The organism is Oribacterium sinus (assembly GCF_014202695.1).
GTDB lineage: Bacteria > Bacillota > Clostridia > Lachnospirales > Lachnospiraceae > Oribacterium > Oribacterium sinus.
In genome coordinates this window covers 48,173-68,321 of the sequence record NZ_JACHHH010000007.1, presented here as the reverse complement: position 1 = coordinate 68,321, position 20,149 = coordinate 48,173, and the positions used below count along the sequence as shown (strand labels likewise).

The following is a 20,149-nucleotide window of genomic DNA, read 5'->3' as shown; positions in this document are numbered from 1 at the left end:
CATTATAATAAGGCGACTAAAGGAATAAGAAGGAGAACTACATGTTTAAAAAAGTAGATAGCAATATGCAATTCGTGGAAAGGGAGAGAGAGGTCGAAGAGTTCTGGAAAAAAGAACAAATCTTCGAAAAGTCCATCCTGGAGCAGAAGGAGAATGCCTCCTATGTTTTCTATGACGGTCCTCCTACGGCCAACGGAAAACCGCATATTGGTCATGTGGAAACCAGAGCCTTTAAGGATATGATTCCAAGATTTCATGCCATGAAGGGGAAGATGGTACCCAGAAAGGCGGGATGGGATACCCATGGCCTTCCTGTAGAGCTGGAAATTGAGAAAGAAATCGGCATCAACGGAAAAGAGCAGATTGAATCCTACGGGGTAGCACCCTTTATTGATTTATGTAAGAAGAATGTCTGGAAGTACAAGGGAATGTGGGAGGACTTCTCCTACAAGGTAGGCTTCTGGGCGGATATGGATAATCCTTATGTGACCTACCATGATGATTTTATTGAGTCCGAGTGGTGGGCCTTAAAGGAGATTTGGAAGAAGAAGCTCTTGTATAAGGGCTTTAAGGTTGTGCCCTACTGTCCCCGTTGCGGAACTCCCCTTTCCTCCCATGAGGTAGCGCAAGGTTACAAGGAAGTGAAGGAGCGTTCTGCGGTTGTTCGCTTTAAAATCAAGGGAGAAGAGGGTTATTTCCTGGCTTGGACCACAACCCCCTGGACCCTACCCTCCAATGTGGCACTTTGTGTACACCCTGATTTGGAATATGCCAAGGTAAAGGCTGCAGACGGTAATCTTTATATCCTGGCTGTGGCAAGACTGGATGCGGTATTGTCCGGTTTGGCGAAGGAGGGAGAAGAAGCTTATTCCATTCTGGAAACCTGTAAGGGTAAGGACTTGGTGGGTCTTTCCTATGAGCCTCTTTATGACGGTGCTGAAAAGGAAGCGGAGAGACAGCATAAGAAGGCCCATATCGTGGTTTCCGACTATTATGTCAGTGCAGATGACGGTACCGGTATCGTCCATATTGCCCCTGCCTTCGGTGAAGATGACGGAAGAATCGGTAGAGAAAACGATTTAGCCCTTGTAAAGTTTGTGGATAGTGAAGGAAAGCTTACAGCGGAGACACCTTTCTTCGGTATGCGTTGTAAACCTACAGAGAAAGAAGTGGCGGAAGGCGCCATCAGTGCGGATCCGGAAGTATTGAAGGACCTGGAGAAGAGGGGACTTCTTTTTGACGCACCGAAATTTGAACACAGCTATCCCCATTGTTGGCGTTGCGGAACACCTTTGATTTACTATGCAAGAGAAAGCTGGTTTATCAAGATGACCGCTGTTCGGGATGAGCTGGTTGCAAATAACAATACCGTAAACTGGATTCCCGAGTCTATCGGTAAGGGACGTTTCGGCGACTGGATTGAAAATGTACAGGACTGGAGCCTTTCTCGTGATCGTTACTGGGGAACTCCCTTAAATATTTGGGAATGTAAAGACTGTGGAGAACAGGAAGCCATCGGTTCCATTAAAGAATTATCGGAAAGAGCCGATAATTATCAGGAGGTCTTGTCAAAATTAAAGGCTGAGGGAGATAAGGGCTATTCCTCCGACTATGTAGGCTATGAGCATATTGAGCTTCATAAGCCCTATGTGGACTATTTAAAGTGTAAGTGTCCGAAGTGTGGCGGAGAAATGACCAGAGTTCCGGAGGTTATTGACTGTTGGTTTGACAGCGGTGCTATGCCCTACGCCCAGCATCATTATCCCTTCGAGAATAAGGAACTTTTCGAGGCTCAGTTCCCTGCACAGTTTATCTGTGAAGCGGTAGACCAGACCAGAGGATGGTTCTATTCCTTATTGGCGGAGTCCACCATTTTGTTCCACAAGGCTCCCTTTGAAAATGTCTTGGTGCTCGGCCATGTACAGGATGAAAACGGACAGAAGATGTCCAAGTCCAAGGGTAATTCCGTAGATCCCATGGAGGCCTTGGAAAAGCACGGAGCGGATGCAATCCGTTGGTTCTTCTATACCAACTCTGCACCATGGTTACCCAACCGTTTCCATGATCAGGCGGTAGTGGAGGGACAGAGAAAGTTCCTGTCTACACTATGGAATACCTATGCTTTCTTTGTGCTTTATGCCAACATTGATAACTTTGACCCTACAAAATATACCTTGGACAAGAAGAGTCTTACACCCATGGACAGGTGGGTATTCAGTAAGCTGAATTCTTTAATCCTTACCGTGGATACCAATCTCTCCCAGTTTAAGATTCCTGAGGCGGCGGCTGCATTGCAGGAATTCTGTGAAGACCTTTCCAACTGGTATGTACGTCGTTCCAGAGAGCGTTTCTGGGCTAAGGGGATGGAGCAGGATAAGATAAATGCTTACCTTTGCTTATATGAAGCTTTAGTGACTTTTGTTAAGCTGGCTGCTCCGCTGGTGCCATTCATTACCGAGTCTATCTATCAGAACCTGGTATGCTCAGTAGATAAGAATGCTAAACCTTCCGTTCATCTTTGTGCCTATCCGGTAGCGGATGAAGAGTGGATTGAGCCCAAGCTGGAAGAAAGCATGGAAGAAGTTCTTGCTTTGGTTCGCTTGGGAAGGGCTGCAAGAGAAAAGGCTCAGGTTAAGAACAGACAGCCTCTTTCCGCCATGTATGTTTCCGGAGGACAGGCTCTTTCCAAGGATTGGGAGAATATCATTACCGATGAGTTAAATGTAAAGTCCCTGCAGTTTAAGGAGGATTTGTCCGACTTTACGGCGTACATCTTTAAGCCTCAGTTAAAGACTGTGGGACCGAAGTATGGAAAGCATTTGAATGAGATCCGCCAGTTCTTACAAGACTTGGACAGCAAGGCGGGTATGGCGGCATTGGCAGAGGGATCTATTCGTTTTACCACAAAGGATGGCACGGAAGTTGCCTTAGCCAAGGAGGATTTGTTAATTGAATCCACAAAGAAGGACGGTTTTATTACGGAGGAAGATGCTAAGTACACCGTAGTGCTGGATACCAACCTGACGGAGGAACTGAAGGAAGAGGGCTATATCCGTGAAATCATTTCCAAGGTGCAGACCATGCGTAAGGAAGCAGGCTTTGAGGTTATGGATCAAATTACCCTCTATGCCGAGGATAATGACTTCCTTATGGGCTTAATGAATAAGTACAAAGAGGAGTTATGCAAGACCGTTCTTGCTACAGAGCTTACTTGCAACTGCTGTGAAGGCTATGAGAAGGAATGGGATATTAACGGCGAGAAGCTTTGCTTAGCTGTAAAGAAAAACTAAGGGCGAAAAGCTTTGCTTAGTGACAAAGGAAAGCTGAGCTTTGAAATTTTTGCTTAGATGCTAAGAAAAAATTAACGGTGAAACCATTTTCCCGCTTCGGCGGGGAAAATCACTATATATTACTAAAAGGAATTAGTAAGGGATGTATAAGGAGGAAGGATGCAAAAGTTTGACAAAGCACTGTTTAAAAAAGAAGTGGAAAACAATGCCAGAAAGCTTTTCAGACGAGAATTAACAGAGCTAAACGAGAAGGAAGCTTTTCATGCTGTAGCGGCAGCGGTACAGAATCAGATTATTGATGACTGGATTCGTACTACCAAGGCGGCTGAGGAAGAGGATTGTAAGAGAGTCTATTATCTTTCCATGGAGTTTTTAATGGGAAGAGCTTTGGGCAACAATATTTTAAACCTGACATCTCAGGAGGAAATTCGAGATGTGATTAACGAGCTTGGTTTAAACCTTTCCGCACTGGAAGAGGCGGAGCCGGACTGGGCTTTAGGAAACGGCGGTCTTGGTCGTTTAGCGGCCTGCTTCCTGGATAGCTTGGCAACCCTGGGCTACTGGGCTTGCGGATGCGGTATTCGTTATAAGTACGGCTTCTTCAAGCAGCAGATTGTAGACGGATACCAGAAGGAAGTGGCGGATGACTGGTTAAAGGACGGAAACCCCTTCGAGATTCGTCGTGCGGAGCTTGCCAAGGAAGTTCGTTTCGGCGGTTGGGTAGAGACTGTACAGGAGGAAGATGGAAGACTGCACTTTGTACATAAGGGCTATCAGGCTGTAGAGGCAATTCCCTATGATACTCCGGTGGTGGGCTACAACAACCATGTGGTAGACACTTTAAGAGTATGGGATGCCAAGGCAACTGACACCTTCCGTTTGGATGAGTTTGATAAGGGAAATTACCAGAAGGCGGTGGAGTCAGCCAATATGGCCAGAAATATCGTAGAGGTATTGTATCCCAACGATAACCACTATGCCGGTAAGGAGCTTCGTCTTCGTCAGCAGTATTTCTTCATTTCCGCATCTGTACAGACTGCGGTAGCAGACTATGCCAAGAGACATAACGGCGATGTTCGGAAGCTTTATGAGAAGGTGGCTTTCCAGTTAAATGATACCCACCCCACAGTTGCCGTGGCAGAGCTTATGCGTGTACTGATGGATGATTATCATCTGACTTGGGATGAGTCCTGGGAGATTACCTTAAAAACCTGCGCTTACACCAACCATACCATTATGGCTGAGGCTTTGGAAAAGTGGCCCATTGAGCTGTTCTCCAAGCTTCTTCCCAGAATTTATCAGATTGTGGAGGAGATTAACCGCAGATTCTGTGAAACCGTTCGGGCTAAGTATCCTGAGCAGGCGGAAGAGAAGATTGCCAAGATGGCAATTATCTATGACGGACAGGTGAAGATGGCACACCTTGCCATTATCGGTGGCCATGCGGTAAACGGTGTAGCGGCTCTTCATACGGAGATTTTAAAGAAGCAGGAATTAAGAGACTTCTACGAGATGTATCCGGAGAAATTCTCCAACAAAACAAACGGTATTACCCAGAGAAGATGGGTTTACCATGCCAATCCGGAGCTGGCAAAGTGGATTACCGCCCATATCGGAGATCAGTGGCTTACCGACCTGTCCAAGCTGGAGAAGCTGGCAGTTTATGCGGATGATAAGCAGGCTCAGGCTGAGTTTATGGCCATTAAGAGACATAACAAGGAGCGTCTTGCCAAGTATGTGCTGAAGCATAACGGCATTAAGTTAAATGTGGATTCCATCTTTGACGTAATGGTAAAGCGTTTGCACGAGTATAAGAGACAGCTGATGAATATCCTTCACGTGATGTATCTTTACAACCAGATTAAAGATCATCCGGAGATGGAATTCTATCCCCACACCTTTATCTTCGGAGCCAAGGCGGCAGCAGGCTATAAGACTGCAAAGCTGACCATTAAGCTCATCAATAACGTGGCGGAGGTCATCAACAATGATCCTTCCATCCAGGATAAGATTAAGGTGGTTTTTATTGAGGATTATAAGGTATCCAGTGCAGAGGTGATTATTCCTGCAGCTGATTTCTCCGAGCAGATTTCCACCGCTTCCAAGGAAGCCTCCGGTACCTCCAACATGAAGCTTATGGTAAACGGTGCTTTAACCATGGGAACTATGGATGGAGCGAACGTGGAAATCGTACAGGAAGTTGGGGCGGAAAATGCCTTTATCTTCGGTATGAGCAGTGACGAGGTTATTGCTTTAGAGCATAACAACGAGTACCGTCCTATGGACATTTTCAACAATGACCAGGAAATTCGCAGAGTCCTAATGCAGCTGGTAAACGGCTTCTACAGTCCTGAGGATCCTGAATTGTTCAGACCTTTGTATGATTCCCTGTTAAATACCAATGAATCCGACAGAGCGGATCGTTACTTTATCTTAAAGGACCTTCGTGCTTATATGAAGGCACAGGAAGAAGCAGTGAAGAAGTTCCAGGATGAAGAGTGGTGGGCAAGAGCGGCTATTTTAAATACAGCCCATGCCGGAAAGTTCTCCTCTGACAGAACCATTGAGGAGTACGCTAAGGATATCTGGGGATTGGATAAGATTGTTTTTAAAGACTAAAAGGATTAGCTAGGAGAAAGTCATGAAATAGGCTTAGAAGCCTTGTACTTCAAAGAAGGAAAGGAATGACTTTGACGAGTTAGAACAGGAGAGAGGAATGGAAGTCGAATTACAACGAACTCTGTCTTTAGAAGAGGAGAGGGATTGTAAGACACTCCTCTCTCTTTGTAATTTAGAGGAAGAACATCCCTACGATACAGATTTGGATTATGATTTCTTTTATCTCATTCGCAATGAGGGAGAGAAGGAAACGGGAATTGCCGAGGGAATATTGGCACTGCTTATGGGCTATAAGCTTGGAGAACAGCAGGGAGGAAAGGATGTGCTCCTTTGTCTTGCCTTTGTCCATCCCAAGATGAGGGGGCAGGGCTTATTTACCCAGTGTAAAGAAAGTCTGATGGATGATTTTCGAAACTGTGTGTTTCGATTTATGAAGAAGGGAGAAAGGGAAGAGGAATTTTCCTTTTCCTTTCCTTATCTGTATACAGAATATTTTTTGGAAAAGAAGCTGGAAGAAGGGATTGCTTTTCCGGGAGAAAAGAGAATTTATCCTTACGGAGAGGTTTATTTTTCTCCCTATAATGAAAAAACACTTTACCTTTACGGACTTATGGTGGAAAATAGGTATAGAGGTCAGGGAAAGGGAGAGGCAATTCTTCGGGATTGCTTTGAAGAAGGAGAGAAGGGACCCTATACCGGGGTGATTCTTCAGGTAGATTCCCGAAACAGCCCGGCCATGAAGCTTTATCAGAAAATGGGATTTTTGGTGAAAGAAGCCAGTTCCTATTATCAGCTGAAAAAAAGAAAGAAAGAGGACTAGGACTTGGAAAGAATCTATAAAATCATGAGAAATGTAGGAGGATCCTCCATTGCCTTAGGCGTTGTATTGATTACTTTGGGAATTGTTACAGGAGTTTTATCCATTGTTCATGGCGCTATTTTGCTAAAAAGAAAAGAGGATTTGACGTTCTAAATCTCGAAGACATAGGGGACTAAGCATTCGGGCTAAGCTCCTGTTTTCGAAGATTACTACGTTAAGTATGGTTTATGCATAGAAAAGAAATGACGAAAAATCGTTGGTTGGGGGTATTCTTTTTCTGCCTTTACCTGATTTTTCTCTTTTATGTTTTGTTTTTTTCCGAGTTAAAGGGCAGAGGCTTTATGAATCGGGCGGAATTTTCCTATAATATGGAGCCTTTTAAGGAGATTTTCCGCTTTCTTTTTTATTGGAAACAAATCGGTCTTGCCCATGCTTTGGAAAACTTACTGGGAAATATCATTGGCTTTTGCCCTTTGGGCTTCCTGCTCCCCAGCTTTTCCAAGCGTTGTAGAATGTATTGGTATAATACGGTGATGTCAGGCTATCTTTTATCCTTTGGGGTGGAAGCGATTCAGCTTATCTTCCGTGCCGGAAGCTGTGATGTGGACGATATTATCCTGAATACCTTGGGAACTGCCCTTGGGTATGTTCTGTTTCGACTTATACAAAGGGAAAGGAGGAGAAGAAAATGGAAGGAGAGAAGCGTTTTAGCTACATCCGAAAAAAATGGGCAAAGGGAAGCCTGGGAGCCATAATCAGTTCCTTTGTTTCTCTCTGCCTTTTCTTTTTCTGTATTGGGATTTCCTTTTATGAAAAAGGAAACGGGCCTTTAGTGATAGGAGCATTGGCATTATTTTCCGTGAATTTTCTTTTGATTTCCCTTCGTTTTGCCTTACCTGTGGAAAAGGGAAAATTCATTGAAAGACGTCCGGTCTATGTGGCTTTGGGCGTGGATATCGTTCTTTTGTTCTTATGGCTGGCTCTTTTACTCTTAGGCTTAAGAATGTGACTTTGCTGTCCGGCCTGCAGTATAGTGGCTTTGCTGTCCGGCCCGATATATCGTATTTTTAAATATAGACAAAGAAAAAAATTAGGAAATTCCTTTCTTTTTTGTAAGAGGAAACAGACTGATTTTTGTTATAATGGAGGAGTCATGGGAGAAAGAAGAAATAGCGCTTTAGAACGGATTCGGGAGATTCCCTTGGAAATGAGGGAAGATTCCCCGTATAAAGAAGTATTTCGTCCCTTGGCTTTCTTTTTTTTGGATTATTTTAAAGAGCGTGAGAATCAAGAAGCACAGTCTTTAGAAGTAGCTGCTGTGGAGGGAAATACGGATGCATCCGTTCCGATTAGTTCTTTACTAAAACGCTATCAGAGGGAACTGCAGAATTTTCTTTCCCCCGGGATTGCTAAGGAAAGGAGTCCTTTCGGCGATTTCTTTTCCATTTTGATTTTCCTTTCCTTCGGGATTGTTTTGGAGAAGGAGGAAGAGGCACAATCCAGAATTTTGGAGCTTTATTTACAACTTTATCTTTACAGCCAATCCGATGAAGCATTGGAGAGAAGCAGGTTCCAAGATATTTTCTATTCTCATTTTTATGATTACTGCAGGGATTTCCTGGAAGAGCGTTATGAAGAGGAGGAGAAGGATCCCTTTTTATATCGCAACAATATCCTTTTCTTCGGATGGATGCCCTATTATGGAAGCAGTCCTTTCTTTTCAAAGGACTATGTTGAAAGCCATCAAAGGGATGCTGCCATATTTTTAGGAGATCGCTTCCTGTCCCACCTTTATCAGGCTTATGAACAAGAGGAGAAGCTCTGGCATAAGCGGAGGGGAAAAAGCAGAGTCCAAATTTTAGAAGAACAGTTTAAAAAAAGAATGGATTTTCAGCCGGAAAACTATTGTATAGAGAATGCTCAAGGACTTTCCTTCCACGCCCATCAGGAAAAACTTTGGAAGAGCTTTTTAGAGAAAACCAAGGATGCAAGGATAGACTTTGAGATAATGAGGGAAAGGACTTAAAGTATTTTGCTTAGTATGAAGGAAAAAAAAGGAAAGAGCAGGGGGAGGATTGTTTTACTCCTTTCTTTTTGTTTTTTTATTCTTTTTCATAGTGTGGCAGCAATGGCTGCCAGCTGGCCGACAGCAGACGTAACTGCGGAGTCCGCCATTGCGGTGGATGCGGAAACCGGGGCGGTTTTATATGAAAAAAACGGAGATGTGAGAGAATATCCTGCCAGTATTACCAAGGTGATGACGGCGCTTGTAGTTTTGGAGCACGCATCCCTAGAGGATAAGGTGACATTTTCCCATGATGCGGTATACAATGTGGATCGGGGCTCTTCCAACGCCCAGATTGAAGAGGGGGATGTTCTGACGGTAAATGACTGTTTGCACGCCCTGTTACTCAAGTCCGCAAATGAAGCGGCAAATGCTTTAGCAGAGCATGTGGCAGGCTCTAGGGAAGCCTTTGCGGAGATGATGAATGAGAAGGCGAAGGAGCTTGGTTGCACAGGAACTCATTTTCAGAATCCTTCCGGCTTGCAGGATGAGAACCACTATACCACTGCAAGGGATATGGCGTTAATCGGTATGGCTGCGTTTCAGAATAAGGATTTTTTGGAAATTGAAAAAAATCTGAGTCATACTTTAGGGAATTTAAAGCGTCTTCCGGAGGGAAACACGATTTACATGGAGCATAAAATGATGCTCTCCAACACAAAGTTCTATGACAAAAGGGTAGTAGCGGGAAAAACCGGTTATACCCAGATTGCGGGAAATACCTTAATTAGCCTGGCGGAGGATCAGGGAAGAAAGGTTGTTACGGTAGTTTTGAAGGATAAAAATCCTTCTCACTACACGGATACAAAGGCCTTACTGGATTTAGCTTTTTCGGAAACGGAAAATCAAACTTTAGGGGAACATCCCGGTGCTTTAGAGGCCTTACGAAAAGAATTGGTATCCGCCGGAAAAATCACGGAGGAGAATAAGATTCATTTTCTGGATACAGTGAAGATTTCTCTTCCTAAGGGAGCAAGTCAGGACGGATTACAATACGTTTTCACGGATATTGCAGAAGATGCTCCGGCTTCCGCCCTGGGAAAAGTGCAGATTTTACTGGATGGAAAAGTTGTAGGGAGCGGATATATTGGGAAAGATCAAAATATTCAGGTCATTTTAAACAATAAGGAAACTAAGAAAAAGGTAGCGGTTGCAGCGGTTACCGTCAGCGGATTTACGATTTTAGCCGGCTTCGGATTTTTCCTCTTTGGAGGAGGTGCCTTGTATGGAGCAAAAAACCTTCATGATGAACGAAAAAGAAAGAAGAAGTGGAAGGAAAGACGAAAGAAAAACCTGGAAGAGTTGCAGATTTCAGAGGAAGAATTTAAGATTCTGGTAGAGAAAAGAAAGTCAGGGAAAAAGAAGAAATAGTGCAAAAAGAGCAAAGGAGACTTTGACATATGGATGAGAAGAATCAGCAGGGCGGCACTGAAGCAAAGGAAATGGATGAGAGGAATCAGCAAAGCAAACCTGAAGCTATAGAACCGAAAGAACAGGCTAAACAGGAGAGTTATAAAGCTACTGCTCAGCACAGGGAGTTTGAGCATTACGGGGATGCTGAGGATAGGGAAGAGGAAGAAGCTCTGGAAAGAGAACGGCAGAGACTTCGAGAGGAAAGAAGAGAGAGAAGAAAGCAAAAGGAAGCTGCCAAAAAAGCAAGCCAAAGAAGACGACTGTTTCTGCTTCTTCTTTTCCTTTGTGTAGTCTTTGTGGCACTTTTCCTTTTTTTGAGAAAAGGAAGCCCGGCTCAAAGAGGAGAGGAGAAAACAAGCAGTTCTGTAGCGGAAAGAGCTCCAATAGAAGTGTATTATGTAGAAGATAAGGGAAGTACTAAAGGCGAGGAGTTGGGGACTTATCTGGAAAATGCCGGAGAGAATAACGCATCCGTAAATCTACATACCTTGATTTATGAAGAAGGAAAAGAAGAAGACTTAAAGCAAGCATTAAAAGAGGCTAAGGCGGAGCTGTTGCTGGGAGAAGGCAGTGAAAAGCTGGAGGCATTTTTGGAAAAATACTCTGTGGAGGAAAAAATACCCTACCTGAGTCAGAGCAGCAAGAAGCTGGAGCCTGGAAATAATCATTTTGTTCTGGAAAAAAGTCTGGAGGATCAGGCGGTGGACCTGGGATTTTTCGCTTATAATGAGGCTTTCCGGAAAATGGGCATTCTCCTACAGGAAGGAGATGAGAAGAGTAAGACCTTAGCGGAACAGCTCTCGGAAAGCTTTCCCGAGTACGGAGGAACGGTAGAAATTAGGGCCTATAAGGGAGAAGAGGATTTTCAGGCGAAATTGTCGGAGCTGGAGGAAGCCGGAATAGATCTTTTGTTCCTTCCAAGTCCCGGAGAGCAGGAGAAGGCGCTTCTGTCCGAGGAGAAATCCTATAATGTGCTTTTGGGAAAAGATTGGGATCAGGAGAACTTCCCCGGGGATTTAGAACTTCCCTATCCGGTATATCTCTACGGAAGAGAGAATAAGGCATTTACACTGGTGGAAAAGGAAGAGGAAAGTTCCGCTTCGTCAGGAGAAGAGGCACAGGAAAGCTCTGATTCGTCAGGAGAAGAGCCGCAGTCGGGAAGCAGATATGACAGGGATTTGCTGGGAATCCTTAGCAAGTTAAGAGCAGAAGTAAAGAAGAAAAGTCTTCTGCAAACACTGGAAAGCATGAGCTATCAGGGAGAATGTGGAGAGTACCACTTCCTTCCCGGACAATACTGTTTAAAAGGGCAGGGACAATTTTATGAATTTCAGGGGCAGGAAAAAAGAGACCTGAATCCATAAAATGAGATAAATTCTAAAAAATCTGCTTTTTTTCGAAGAAGGGAGCAATCATGAAATTTACCAAAATGGAAGGCTTAGGCAATGACTATGTTTATGTCAATGCCTTTAAGGAAAAGGTGGAGAATCCGGTAGAGCTGGCAAGACGTATTGCAGACAGACATTTCGGTGTTGGAGGTGACGGGCTGATTCTGATTGAGCCTAGCGACAAGGCGGATGCCTATATGCACATGTTTAATGCAGACGGTTCAGAGGGCTCCATGTGCGGAAACGGGATTCGCTGTGTGGCAAAATACATTTACGACCACGGCATTGTGGACAAGGAAAGAAGACAGCTTCGCATAGAGACCAAATCCGGTATCAAAGACATTGAAATCTTTGTAAAAGACGGAAAAATGGAAAAGGCTACCGTGGATATGGGAGAAGTCAAGCTGGACGGAGAACTGCCGGAGAATATAGAGGTACGGGGCATGTCCCTTCAATTCGTGGGCATTGATGTAGGAAATCCCCATGCGGTATATTTCCTGGAGGACAATCCTGAGCTGTCCGTTTCTTCCGTTTCGGAATTGGACTTGGAAAAAATCGGAAAAGATTTCGAAGAGCATCCCCGTTTTCCGGATAAGGTAAATGCAGAGTTTATTCAAGTGCTTTCCCCTTCGGAAATTCGCTTTAGAGTATACGAAAGAGGTTCCGGAGAGACCCTGGCCTGCGGAACAGGCGCTACTGCAGCTGTAGTGGCGGGAATTCTGATGGGAAGATTAGAAGATAAGGCTACGGTGCATCTCCTGGGAGGAGATTTGGAAATATCCTATGATAAAAAAACCGGTCACGCCTTTATGACGGGACCGGCCAGAGAAGTCTTTAACGGGGAATGGATATAGAAGTTCATGTGCTTTATGGCGTATAGGCTTAAATGAGGGCACGCTCCCGCTAAGCTCGCTTTGACTGAGCAGTGGTTTATGTTAACCACTGCTCACTTTGCTTTGCAAAGCAACTTCTATGAGAAGTTGGTCTACGTACAGAGTGTACTTTTTTGATGAGAATTGTAAATGCCAACAGACTTCAAATACATGCACTTGCTTATAACATATTTAATTGGTTTAGACGACTGGTATTATCTGCAAATATGAGAAAACAACGCATTGATACTGTCCTGCTAAAACTGCTAAAGATTGCTGCAAAAATAATTCGTTCAGCAAGATATATGACATTCAAGCTTCGTAGCAGTTGCCCAAATAAGGATGAGTTCTATAAGACCCTATTCAATATTAGTAAGCTATGTATACAGCTTGAATAACAACTAATAATGAACCTTGACAGAAAAAGAGTTTATAAAGGCAGGATATGAGGTTTCGCTCATCTATAGCTTATATTTACAGATGCTTTACACTCTGTCTGCGTAAAAGTTGATAGGGCATTTTAAAGGAACTTCCCTTAAAAGATTCCGAGGAAAAATATTCAAGTAAGAGCTGTGCGGCTTTTACTCCGGTGTCAAAAGTGGCGTGTCGGATAGTAGTGAGAGAAGGTCTTATAGCTGTAGCCAAAATACTGTCATCAACTCCTGTTACAGAGATATGCTCAGGTACTTGTATATTATTATCATACATAAAATCAATAGCACCGACTGCAAGATTATCACAGGCACATAGTACAGCTGTCGGAAGGATAGAGGATTTTTCATATATCTGATTCATACCGGCATATCCGTCAGCAATGGTAAAAGATTCTTGAAAGCTGATAAGATCTTGTGATGTATTTAATGAACATTCCCTAAGTCCCTTCATATAGCCGTCATATCTTTTCTTTCCGGCGGATAAATCATGCAGCGGTCCTCCGATAAAAGCGATATTTTTATGCCCCATATTGTAAAGAAAATGCACCATATCACAGATAGCCTGCTGATTATCCATATTTACAGAGCTTATTGGAATCTTTAAGCCAAAATCCGGGATATCCTGACAGACATAGATTACAGGCTTATTATTTCTATGTATCCAAAGCATATGTTCCTCAGGTATGTGGACATTTGCCATGATAATACCTTCTACTTGTTTGTTTTTTAAAACATCCAGAAAATGAATTTCTTTTTCAAGTTCTCCATTTGTTTCACATATAACCGTATTATATCCAAGAGGAGTTACAACACTGTTTACACCCTGCAAAATCCTGCCAAAAACATTATTTGATATATCAGGAAAGAGCACACCGATAAGTTTGTTTGATTTTTTATTATACTTTTTTGCGGAGATATTAGGAGTATATCCCAGTTCCCTTATTGCCTCCATAACCTTGTTTTTTGTAGCAAGTGATACGGAATTGCTTTGGTTTATAACTCTGGAGATGGTGGATATGGATACGCCTGCCGCTTTTGCCACTTCATTTATAGTAACCATATAAGCGCCTTTTATGAAAATAATAATGAAAATAAAAAATAATGCTTTGAAAATCTATGAAAACAATATCATATTTGCATGAAAAATGCAAGAAAATACATACTTGCATAATCATTTATAAAAACTTTGGAGCATTTGCGAATAGGATTTTTTATTAAATAGTATAGTATAAAAACATAATTCGATAGCGGATAGGAGATGAGCTTATATGAAAAATATTTTCTATAAACCCGGGGATGGCTGGGTAGGGGATACCATTCCTTTTGCGCATGACGGTAAGTTTTATATTTTCTACCTTCATGATGAGAGAAAGGGAAATACAGAGGATGAGTATGGATATCGTACAAGCTGGAATCTTTTAATCACAGAGGACGGAGTAAATATAAAGGACTGTAAAGTAGTGCTTCCGGTAGGAGGGTACGATGATGCTGATTATGCTTGCTATACAGGTTCGGTGATAGAGGGAAATGACTCTAAATTCCATATGTTTTATACAGCACAGAATAATTATAATCCTAAATATCACAGAAACGGAAGACCTCTACAATATGTTGCGCATGCAATAAGTGAGGACCTTATACATTGGGAAAAACTGTCGGAACTGACATTCGGAGCGGATGAGTTAATATATGAACCATTTGACTGGCGTGATCCATTTGTTTTTTACAATGAAGAAGAAGAATGCTTTGATATGCTTCTTGCCGCAAGATTACAAGGGGCAAGCGAGAAAAACGGAGGCTGTGTAGGACTTTGCAGATCATATGATTTGATTCATTGGAAGGCAATGCAGCCGTTTTACAATCCTCAATCATATATGACACATGAATGTCCGGATTTATTTAAAATGGGGGATAAATGGTATCTTATCTATTCCACCTTCTCTGAAAAATTTGTGACACATTACAGGATGGCGGATAAAATAAGCGGACCTTGGACAGCTCCTATAGAAGATACCTTTGATGCCAGAGCATTTTATGCGGCTAAAACAGCACAGGCAAAAGATGTAAGGATGGCATTTGCCTGGGTACCTACAAAGCGTGGTGACAGTGATTTCGGTCAATATGAATGGGGCGGAAATCTTATAGCACATGAAATAAAGCAGGACAAAGACGGCAAACTGAAGGTAAAACCTTCAAACGGTTTAATAAATATTTTTGAAAAAGAAATTACTGCAAATAATATTGAAGATGTTGAAATAAAAAATAATGAGGGAGAAAAGGTATATGTAATTGAAGGAATGAAAGAAACTTGTCTTATAGAGGCGACTATAGAGTTTTACGAAGGTAGCAGGGCATTTGGCATAGGCTTAAGGCAGGATAAGGACTTTGCAAACGGATATTATCTTAGATTTGAACCATTTTATAACAGAATAGTAGCTGATATGTGGCCAAGGCGTATAAGCGGAGTCAATCAATGGTATGTGGATGGGGATAAACCTTTTATGGTGGAACTTGAAAGACCTTTTGACTATAAAGCTTTGGAGGAAAATAAAGTAAATATAAAAGTTTTTGTGGAGGGCAGTATAATTTGTCTGTATGTAAATGATACCGTGGCATTGACAATGAGAGCTTATTCCACAGAAAGAAAATATTGGGGATTTTTTGTAAAAGACGGAAGTATCAGGGTTTGTAATATTCATATGTATGAAACAAAATAAAGGAGAGAGATTATGTATAAGAAAATAGTAACAGTATGCCTCATAGCAGGAATGGTATTGACAGGATGTGCAGGTAAATCAGGGAGTACAACAAATTCATCAGAGGCGAAAAGTAAGGATGGTAATGTAAGAGAGATACATTATTTTTCTTCAAGATCGGCATCGGATGATACCATGGTTACATTGCAGGAGATAACAGATAAGTATAATGAACAGGGTGGAAATATAAAGCTTGTTATCGACAGCAATGCCGACAGATCATCTTATGATCAAAAGCTTCGTACAATGATTGCAGGCGGTCAGATGCCGGATATGTTTGATTTGGATGCAACTCCTTATGCGAGTGAGCTTGGGGAGCAGAATATGCTTACAGATATGGATGCTTTTCTTGAGGAGATAGGTGAAAAAGACAGCTATATTCCACTGGCATTAAATTATGGAAGAACTGCCGAAGGAAAATTATATACTTTGCCTCTTGAATTTTCTACCGAGATGATTTGGTACAATGTTGATATGTTTAAGGATGCAGGTATTGAGGCACCAAAGACATTGGATGAACTTTTAGAGGCATGCAAGGTATTAAAGGAAAAAGGTTATACAGCATTTGGAATAGGTGGAGGAGACGGCTGGCCGCTACTTCGTCTGCTCGCAACATATCCCTTCAGACTGTCGGGAAATGAATATTTAAATCAGCTCTCATCAGGAGAGGCAAAGATGTCGGATGATGCGGGTATGAAGGCTGCAACATTTATGTCAGAGATAGGAAAATATTTTCAACCCGGATTTTCCACAACTGATGTAGCTACAGGATTAAATCTTTTCTTAAGCGGAAAGTGTGCAATGTATCCTACAGGTACATGGGAATTAAATTATTTCACAGATAAAAACAGACCTAAGGGCTTGAATGTAGACTATTTTTATATGCCTACAATAAAGGATGCAAAGACGGAGCCAAATGATTACTGGGCATTTGGCGGTATAGGTCTTTCGGTAAATCCTAAGGTTTTTGATGATGAGTATAAGGATTATCTGACATTTATAGTTAAAAACTACAGTCCTGCTTACTTTGCTCATGAGCATCTTGCACCGCAAAAGGTTGAAATGGGAGATAATAACAGCTTTGATCCTTTATTCTTAAAGGTAATGAAGGATACAAATAATATAGGTTCCACTGCCGCAAGACCTTGGGATGTGGTATTAAGTGAGGATGTAATAGCAACAATCAATGATAATCTTCCGGGGCTTTGCATGGGAGAGGAAACTCCTGATGAATTTGTAAAAGCTGTAGATGAATCTCTAAAAGCAAATAAATAAAAGTATATTTTAAGGGGCAAATATATTTTGCCCCAAATCGCATACATTGGAATATCGGTGATTTTATGAAGATTTTAAGAGATAAAAAAGCAATTGCCATATTTTTGCTACCTGCATTTATTGTTTATTCTATTATAGTTATGATACCTATACTGGTTTCGATTTACTATAGCGCTCTTGAATGGAATGGTATAGGCAAAAAAACTTTTGTAGGATTAAGTAATTATGTAAAGCTGCTTGGTGACGAAGTATTCAGGCAGGCATTTTGGAATAATATCATTTACATTATTATTGTAATGGTATTGCAGCTTGGCTTTGGTTTCATTATAGCTGTTTTGCTTACATATTTAAAAAAGGGAAGAGGGTTTATACAGACAGTATATTATATACCCTCCGTTATAACGGTTATTGCCATATCACAATTATTTACAGGATTTTATTCGTATGAGCCTCTTGGACTTTTTAATATATTCAGAAAATTATTGGGGATGGAACCTATTGCCTTTCTAAGCGAATATAAAACCGTTTTGCCTGCGGTTGCATCCGTAGAGGGATGGCAGTATATAGGTATTTATATGATTATTTTTTATTCCGCATTGGTTTCAGTATCTCCTGATATATTGGAGGCTGCAAGAATAGACGGGGCGAGTGAATTGCAGATTCTTGTAAAAATAAGAATACCTGCAATAGCAAATGTAATTATGCTCTCATGTATATTAAGCCTTGTAGGAGCTTTAAGAGGATTTGCTGCACCTATGAATATGACAAAGGGCGGACCGAATCACAGATCTGAAATACTTGCAACATATATGTATAAGAAGGCATTTACAAGCAGGGATTACGGATATGGCAGTGCAATTGCTGTGGTAATTGTAATACTGAGCATATTGGGAGTTTTATTAATCAGCAAATACATGGACAGTGAAAAAGAATAGGAGGATATATGAAAAGAAGTATTAGAAAAGTCATATATTGGTCCGTTATGATTTTATTTTTAATAATTCAGGGATATCCTATTATTTGGCTGATTATAGCGGGATTTAGACCTAATATTGAGCTTTTGACACAGCCTTTCGGTTTTCCAAAAAGCTTTACAATGGAAAACTTTATTAAAATATTTACCGAGAGCAATATTATTACCTATATGAAAAACAGTGCGATAATTTCTGTAATATCACTGGCATTTATAGTTTTAATAAGTTCAATGGCATCATTTGCCATTGCTAAAATGAACTTTATGGGAAGAAAAAATATATACAGATATTTTCTCATAGGTCTTACCATTCCTTATGCGGTTACATTGATTCCACTGTTTACAATGTTTGCAAGAGTGGGGCTTATAAACACAAGAATCAGCGTTATATTGCCACTTTTGGCATTTCAGCTTCCGGTATCAATAATGCTGTTTGTGAATTTTTATTCCTTTATTCCGGATGAGATTATAGAAGCGGCTGTTATAGACGGAGCAAATATTTACGGTATATATACAAAAATAATTATTCCACTGTCTTTAAATACTATAATGACAGTGCTTGCAATGAATTTTATTACAGTATGGAATGATTATACTTTCAGCCTTGTATTTATAAACAGTACGGAACTAAAAACAATATCAATAGGTCTTACAGATTTTATAGGACCGAGAGGTTTAAAAGACTGGGGCGCCACATATGCAGCCATATCAATGTCAGTATTCCCTACACTACTTATTTATTTTGGATTGAATAAAAAAATGACGGCAGGTATGACTTTGGGAGCGGTGAAATCATGAGTATAAAAGAATGTATTTTCAGACCTAAAAATCATTTTGCCCTAAAAAAAGGCTGGATAAACGATCCCAACGGTCTGGTATGGTTTCAGGGAAAATATCATTTATATTTTCAATGCAATCCATACAGTAATAATTGGGATAAAATGCATTGGGGGCATGCTACAAGCAATGATTTGATACATTGGGATGAATGTCCACCTGTTTTGATTCCTGATGAGGTATATGAAGATTATGATAAAGGAGGATGTTTTTCCGGTTCTGTAGTGGTTTCCGACAATAAAATATATGCTTTTTATACGGCTGTGGCATTGGTGGATGGTGTGGTTTTACAAAGGCAGTGCATGGCATATTCAAATGACGGCTATAATTTTACAAAGTATGAAAAAAATCCTGTTATTGAATCAATAGGTATTGATTTTCGTGATCCTAAGGTAATATTTTATGACGGATATTGGCAAATGGTTATGGGAGGTTCGGACGGTGCGGCTTGTGATTTAAAAAGTCATGGAAGAATATATTTGTTTCATTCAAAAGACTTATTTAACTGGACATATAGCGGAATACTGTATGAGGCAAAAGACGGAGAGGGGACAATGTTTGAATGTCCGGATATTTTTGAAATAGACGGTAAATGGGTTATCACAGCTTCTCCTATGAATCGCACGGATTTTTTACCGACAATATATATGGTAGGAGATATAAATTTTAAAAACTGTATCTTTTATCATGATTGCACCAAAACACTGGATTTTGGGCCGCATTATTATGCATCACAGGTCTATAAAGATAAGTTTGACCGAGCAGTTTCAATGGCTTGGATAGGGGGATGGGAATGGATGCCCTGGATAAAGGATCACGGTCCTTCTGCGGAAAACGGATATCGTGGTATTATGTCGTACCCAAGGCTTATCGATATGGACGGTAATAATCTGAAAATGCAGCCATACAGGCAGGATTTAGAAGAGAAAAGCATTGAATACAGCCATAAAAGCAAAGTATCCGACAGAGTTATATGTAATCTTTTGGATGAAATGTGTGATTATATTTATATACAGGGAAATATAAAAAGAGATAAAAACAGCACGGAGCTTAATTTTATAATTTTTGACAGTGAAGAAAATAAAATCATTATAAAGCTTGATTTTTTATTTGGGAATATCATCACTGATTTCAGTGAGGCTGATGAGCATATAAAGAGCGGTATAAGAATATATAAGGCTGATATACAGGAAAATCTTGATATAAATTTTGATATTATTAAAGATGGAAATGTTTTGGAAGTTTATCTTTTTGAAGGGAAATATAATTTTACTTCTATGATATATCCCCGTGATGGAAAAATCGGCATAGGTATAAAAGCCAAGGATGCCCTTGTTACATATAAGTTTAATAATATTTCGGAGTAATAAAATCAGAGTGAACTATACAGTGATGTCCGGATACATA

Annotated in this window: 16 protein-coding genes and 1 pseudogene; 16 read left to right on the top strand and 1 reads right to left on the bottom strand. The window is 41.0% G+C overall.

Going from position 1 to position 20,149, the window contains the following annotated elements; all coding sequences use genetic code 11:
- The first annotated feature begins 41 nt into the window (after positions 1–41).
- The 11 genes and pseudogenes from ileS to HNQ46_RS07455 all read left to right on the top strand — a co-directional run.
- Positions 42–3,290, top strand: coding sequence for an isoleucine--tRNA ligase (ileS, locus tag HNQ46_RS07505; protein ID WP_183684135.1), 3,249 nt, complete (start codon positions 42–44; stop codon positions 3,288–3,290).
- Between the two features lie 159 nt (positions 3,291–3,449).
- The gene (locus tag HNQ46_RS07500) at positions 3,450–5,909 is read left to right on the top strand and encodes a glycogen/starch/alpha-glucan phosphorylase (protein ID WP_183684134.1); all 2,460 of its coding nucleotides are present in this window, start codon (positions 3,450–3,452) and stop codon (positions 5,907–5,909) included.
- Positions 5,910–6,006: 97 nt separating this feature from the next.
- On the top strand, positions 6,007–6,729 hold the full coding sequence (locus tag HNQ46_RS07495) for a GNAT family N-acetyltransferase (protein ID WP_183684133.1): 723 nt from the start codon (positions 6,007–6,009) through the stop codon (positions 6,727–6,729).
- Positions 6,730–6,732: 3 nt separating this feature from the next.
- Positions 6,733–6,882, top strand: coding sequence for a hypothetical protein (locus HNQ46_RS07490; RefSeq protein WP_007156498.1), 150 nt, complete (start codon positions 6,733–6,735; stop codon positions 6,880–6,882).
- A gap of 74 nt (positions 6,883–6,956) precedes the next feature.
- On the top strand, positions 6,957–7,484 hold the full coding sequence (locus HNQ46_RS07485) for a VanZ family protein (protein WP_183684132.1): 528 nt from the start codon (positions 6,957–6,959) through the stop codon (positions 7,482–7,484).
- Positions 7,418–7,738, top strand: coding sequence for a hypothetical protein (locus tag HNQ46_RS07480; protein WP_183684131.1), 321 nt, complete (start codon positions 7,418–7,420; stop codon positions 7,736–7,738). Before HNQ46_RS07485 ends, HNQ46_RS07480 begins: the two co-directional genes overlap by 67 nt.
- 144 nt (positions 7,739–7,882) lie before the next feature.
- Complete coding sequence (locus tag HNQ46_RS07475; protein WP_183684130.1) at positions 7,883–8,755, top strand: hypothetical protein; 873 nt, start codon at positions 7,883–7,885, stop codon at positions 8,753–8,755.
- Between the two features lie 102 nt (positions 8,756–8,857).
- Positions 8,858–10,165, top strand: coding sequence for a D-alanyl-D-alanine carboxypeptidase family protein (locus HNQ46_RS07470; RefSeq protein ID WP_243155881.1), 1,308 nt, complete (start codon positions 8,858–8,860; stop codon positions 10,163–10,165).
- A gap of 29 nt (positions 10,166–10,194) precedes the next feature.
- Complete coding sequence (locus HNQ46_RS07465; RefSeq protein WP_183684128.1) at positions 10,195–11,571, top strand: type 1 periplasmic-binding domain-containing protein; 1,377 nt, start codon at positions 10,195–10,197, stop codon at positions 11,569–11,571.
- 50 nt (positions 11,572–11,621) lie between these two features.
- Positions 11,622–12,449, top strand: coding sequence for a diaminopimelate epimerase (gene dapF / locus HNQ46_RS07460; protein ID WP_183684127.1), 828 nt, complete (start codon positions 11,622–11,624; stop codon positions 12,447–12,449).
- Between the two features lie 158 nt (positions 12,450–12,607).
- Positions 12,608–12,865 (top strand): annotated as a pseudogene (locus HNQ46_RS07455) (transposase); the annotation flags it as partial.
- Positions 12,866–12,941: 76 nt separating this feature from the next.
- Here HNQ46_RS07455 and HNQ46_RS07450 read toward each other — a convergent pair.
- The gene (locus tag HNQ46_RS07450; protein WP_330604561.1) at positions 12,942–13,943 is read right to left on the bottom strand and encodes a LacI family DNA-binding transcriptional regulator; all 1,002 of its coding nucleotides are present in this window, start codon (positions 13,941–13,943) and stop codon (positions 12,942–12,944) included.
- Positions 13,944–14,169: 226 nt separating this feature from the next.
- Here HNQ46_RS07450 and HNQ46_RS07445 point away from each other — a divergent pair, with 226 nt between their 5' ends.
- The 5 genes from HNQ46_RS07445 (at position 14,170) to HNQ46_RS07425 (ending at position 20,109) form a co-directional block, all read left to right on the top strand.
- Complete coding sequence (locus HNQ46_RS07445; protein WP_183684126.1) at positions 14,170–15,618, top strand: glycoside hydrolase family 32 protein; 1,449 nt, start codon at positions 14,170–14,172, stop codon at positions 15,616–15,618.
- Positions 15,619–15,630: 12 nt separating this feature from the next.
- Positions 15,631–16,932 carry an ABC transporter substrate-binding protein gene (locus HNQ46_RS07440; RefSeq protein WP_007156487.1) on the top strand — a complete coding sequence of 434 codons (1,302 nt, stop codon included), beginning with the start codon at positions 15,631–15,633 and terminating at the stop codon, positions 16,930–16,932.
- A gap of 65 nt (positions 16,933–16,997) precedes the next feature.
- Positions 16,998–17,867: a carbohydrate ABC transporter permease gene (locus HNQ46_RS07435; protein WP_007156486.1), complete on the top strand. Its 870-nt coding sequence runs from the start codon at positions 16,998–17,000 to the stop codon at positions 17,865–17,867.
- Between the two features lie 8 nt (positions 17,868–17,875).
- Positions 17,876–18,703: a carbohydrate ABC transporter permease gene (locus tag HNQ46_RS07430; protein WP_007156485.1), complete on the top strand. Its 828-nt coding sequence runs from the start codon at positions 17,876–17,878 to the stop codon at positions 18,701–18,703.
- Positions 18,700–20,109 (top strand): glycoside hydrolase family 32 protein, encoded by a 1,410-nt coding sequence (locus HNQ46_RS07425; protein WP_183684125.1) that lies wholly within the window; start codon positions 18,700–18,702, stop codon positions 20,107–20,109. Before HNQ46_RS07430 ends, HNQ46_RS07425 begins: the two co-directional genes overlap by 4 nt.
- Positions 20,110–20,149: the final 40 nt, after the last annotated feature.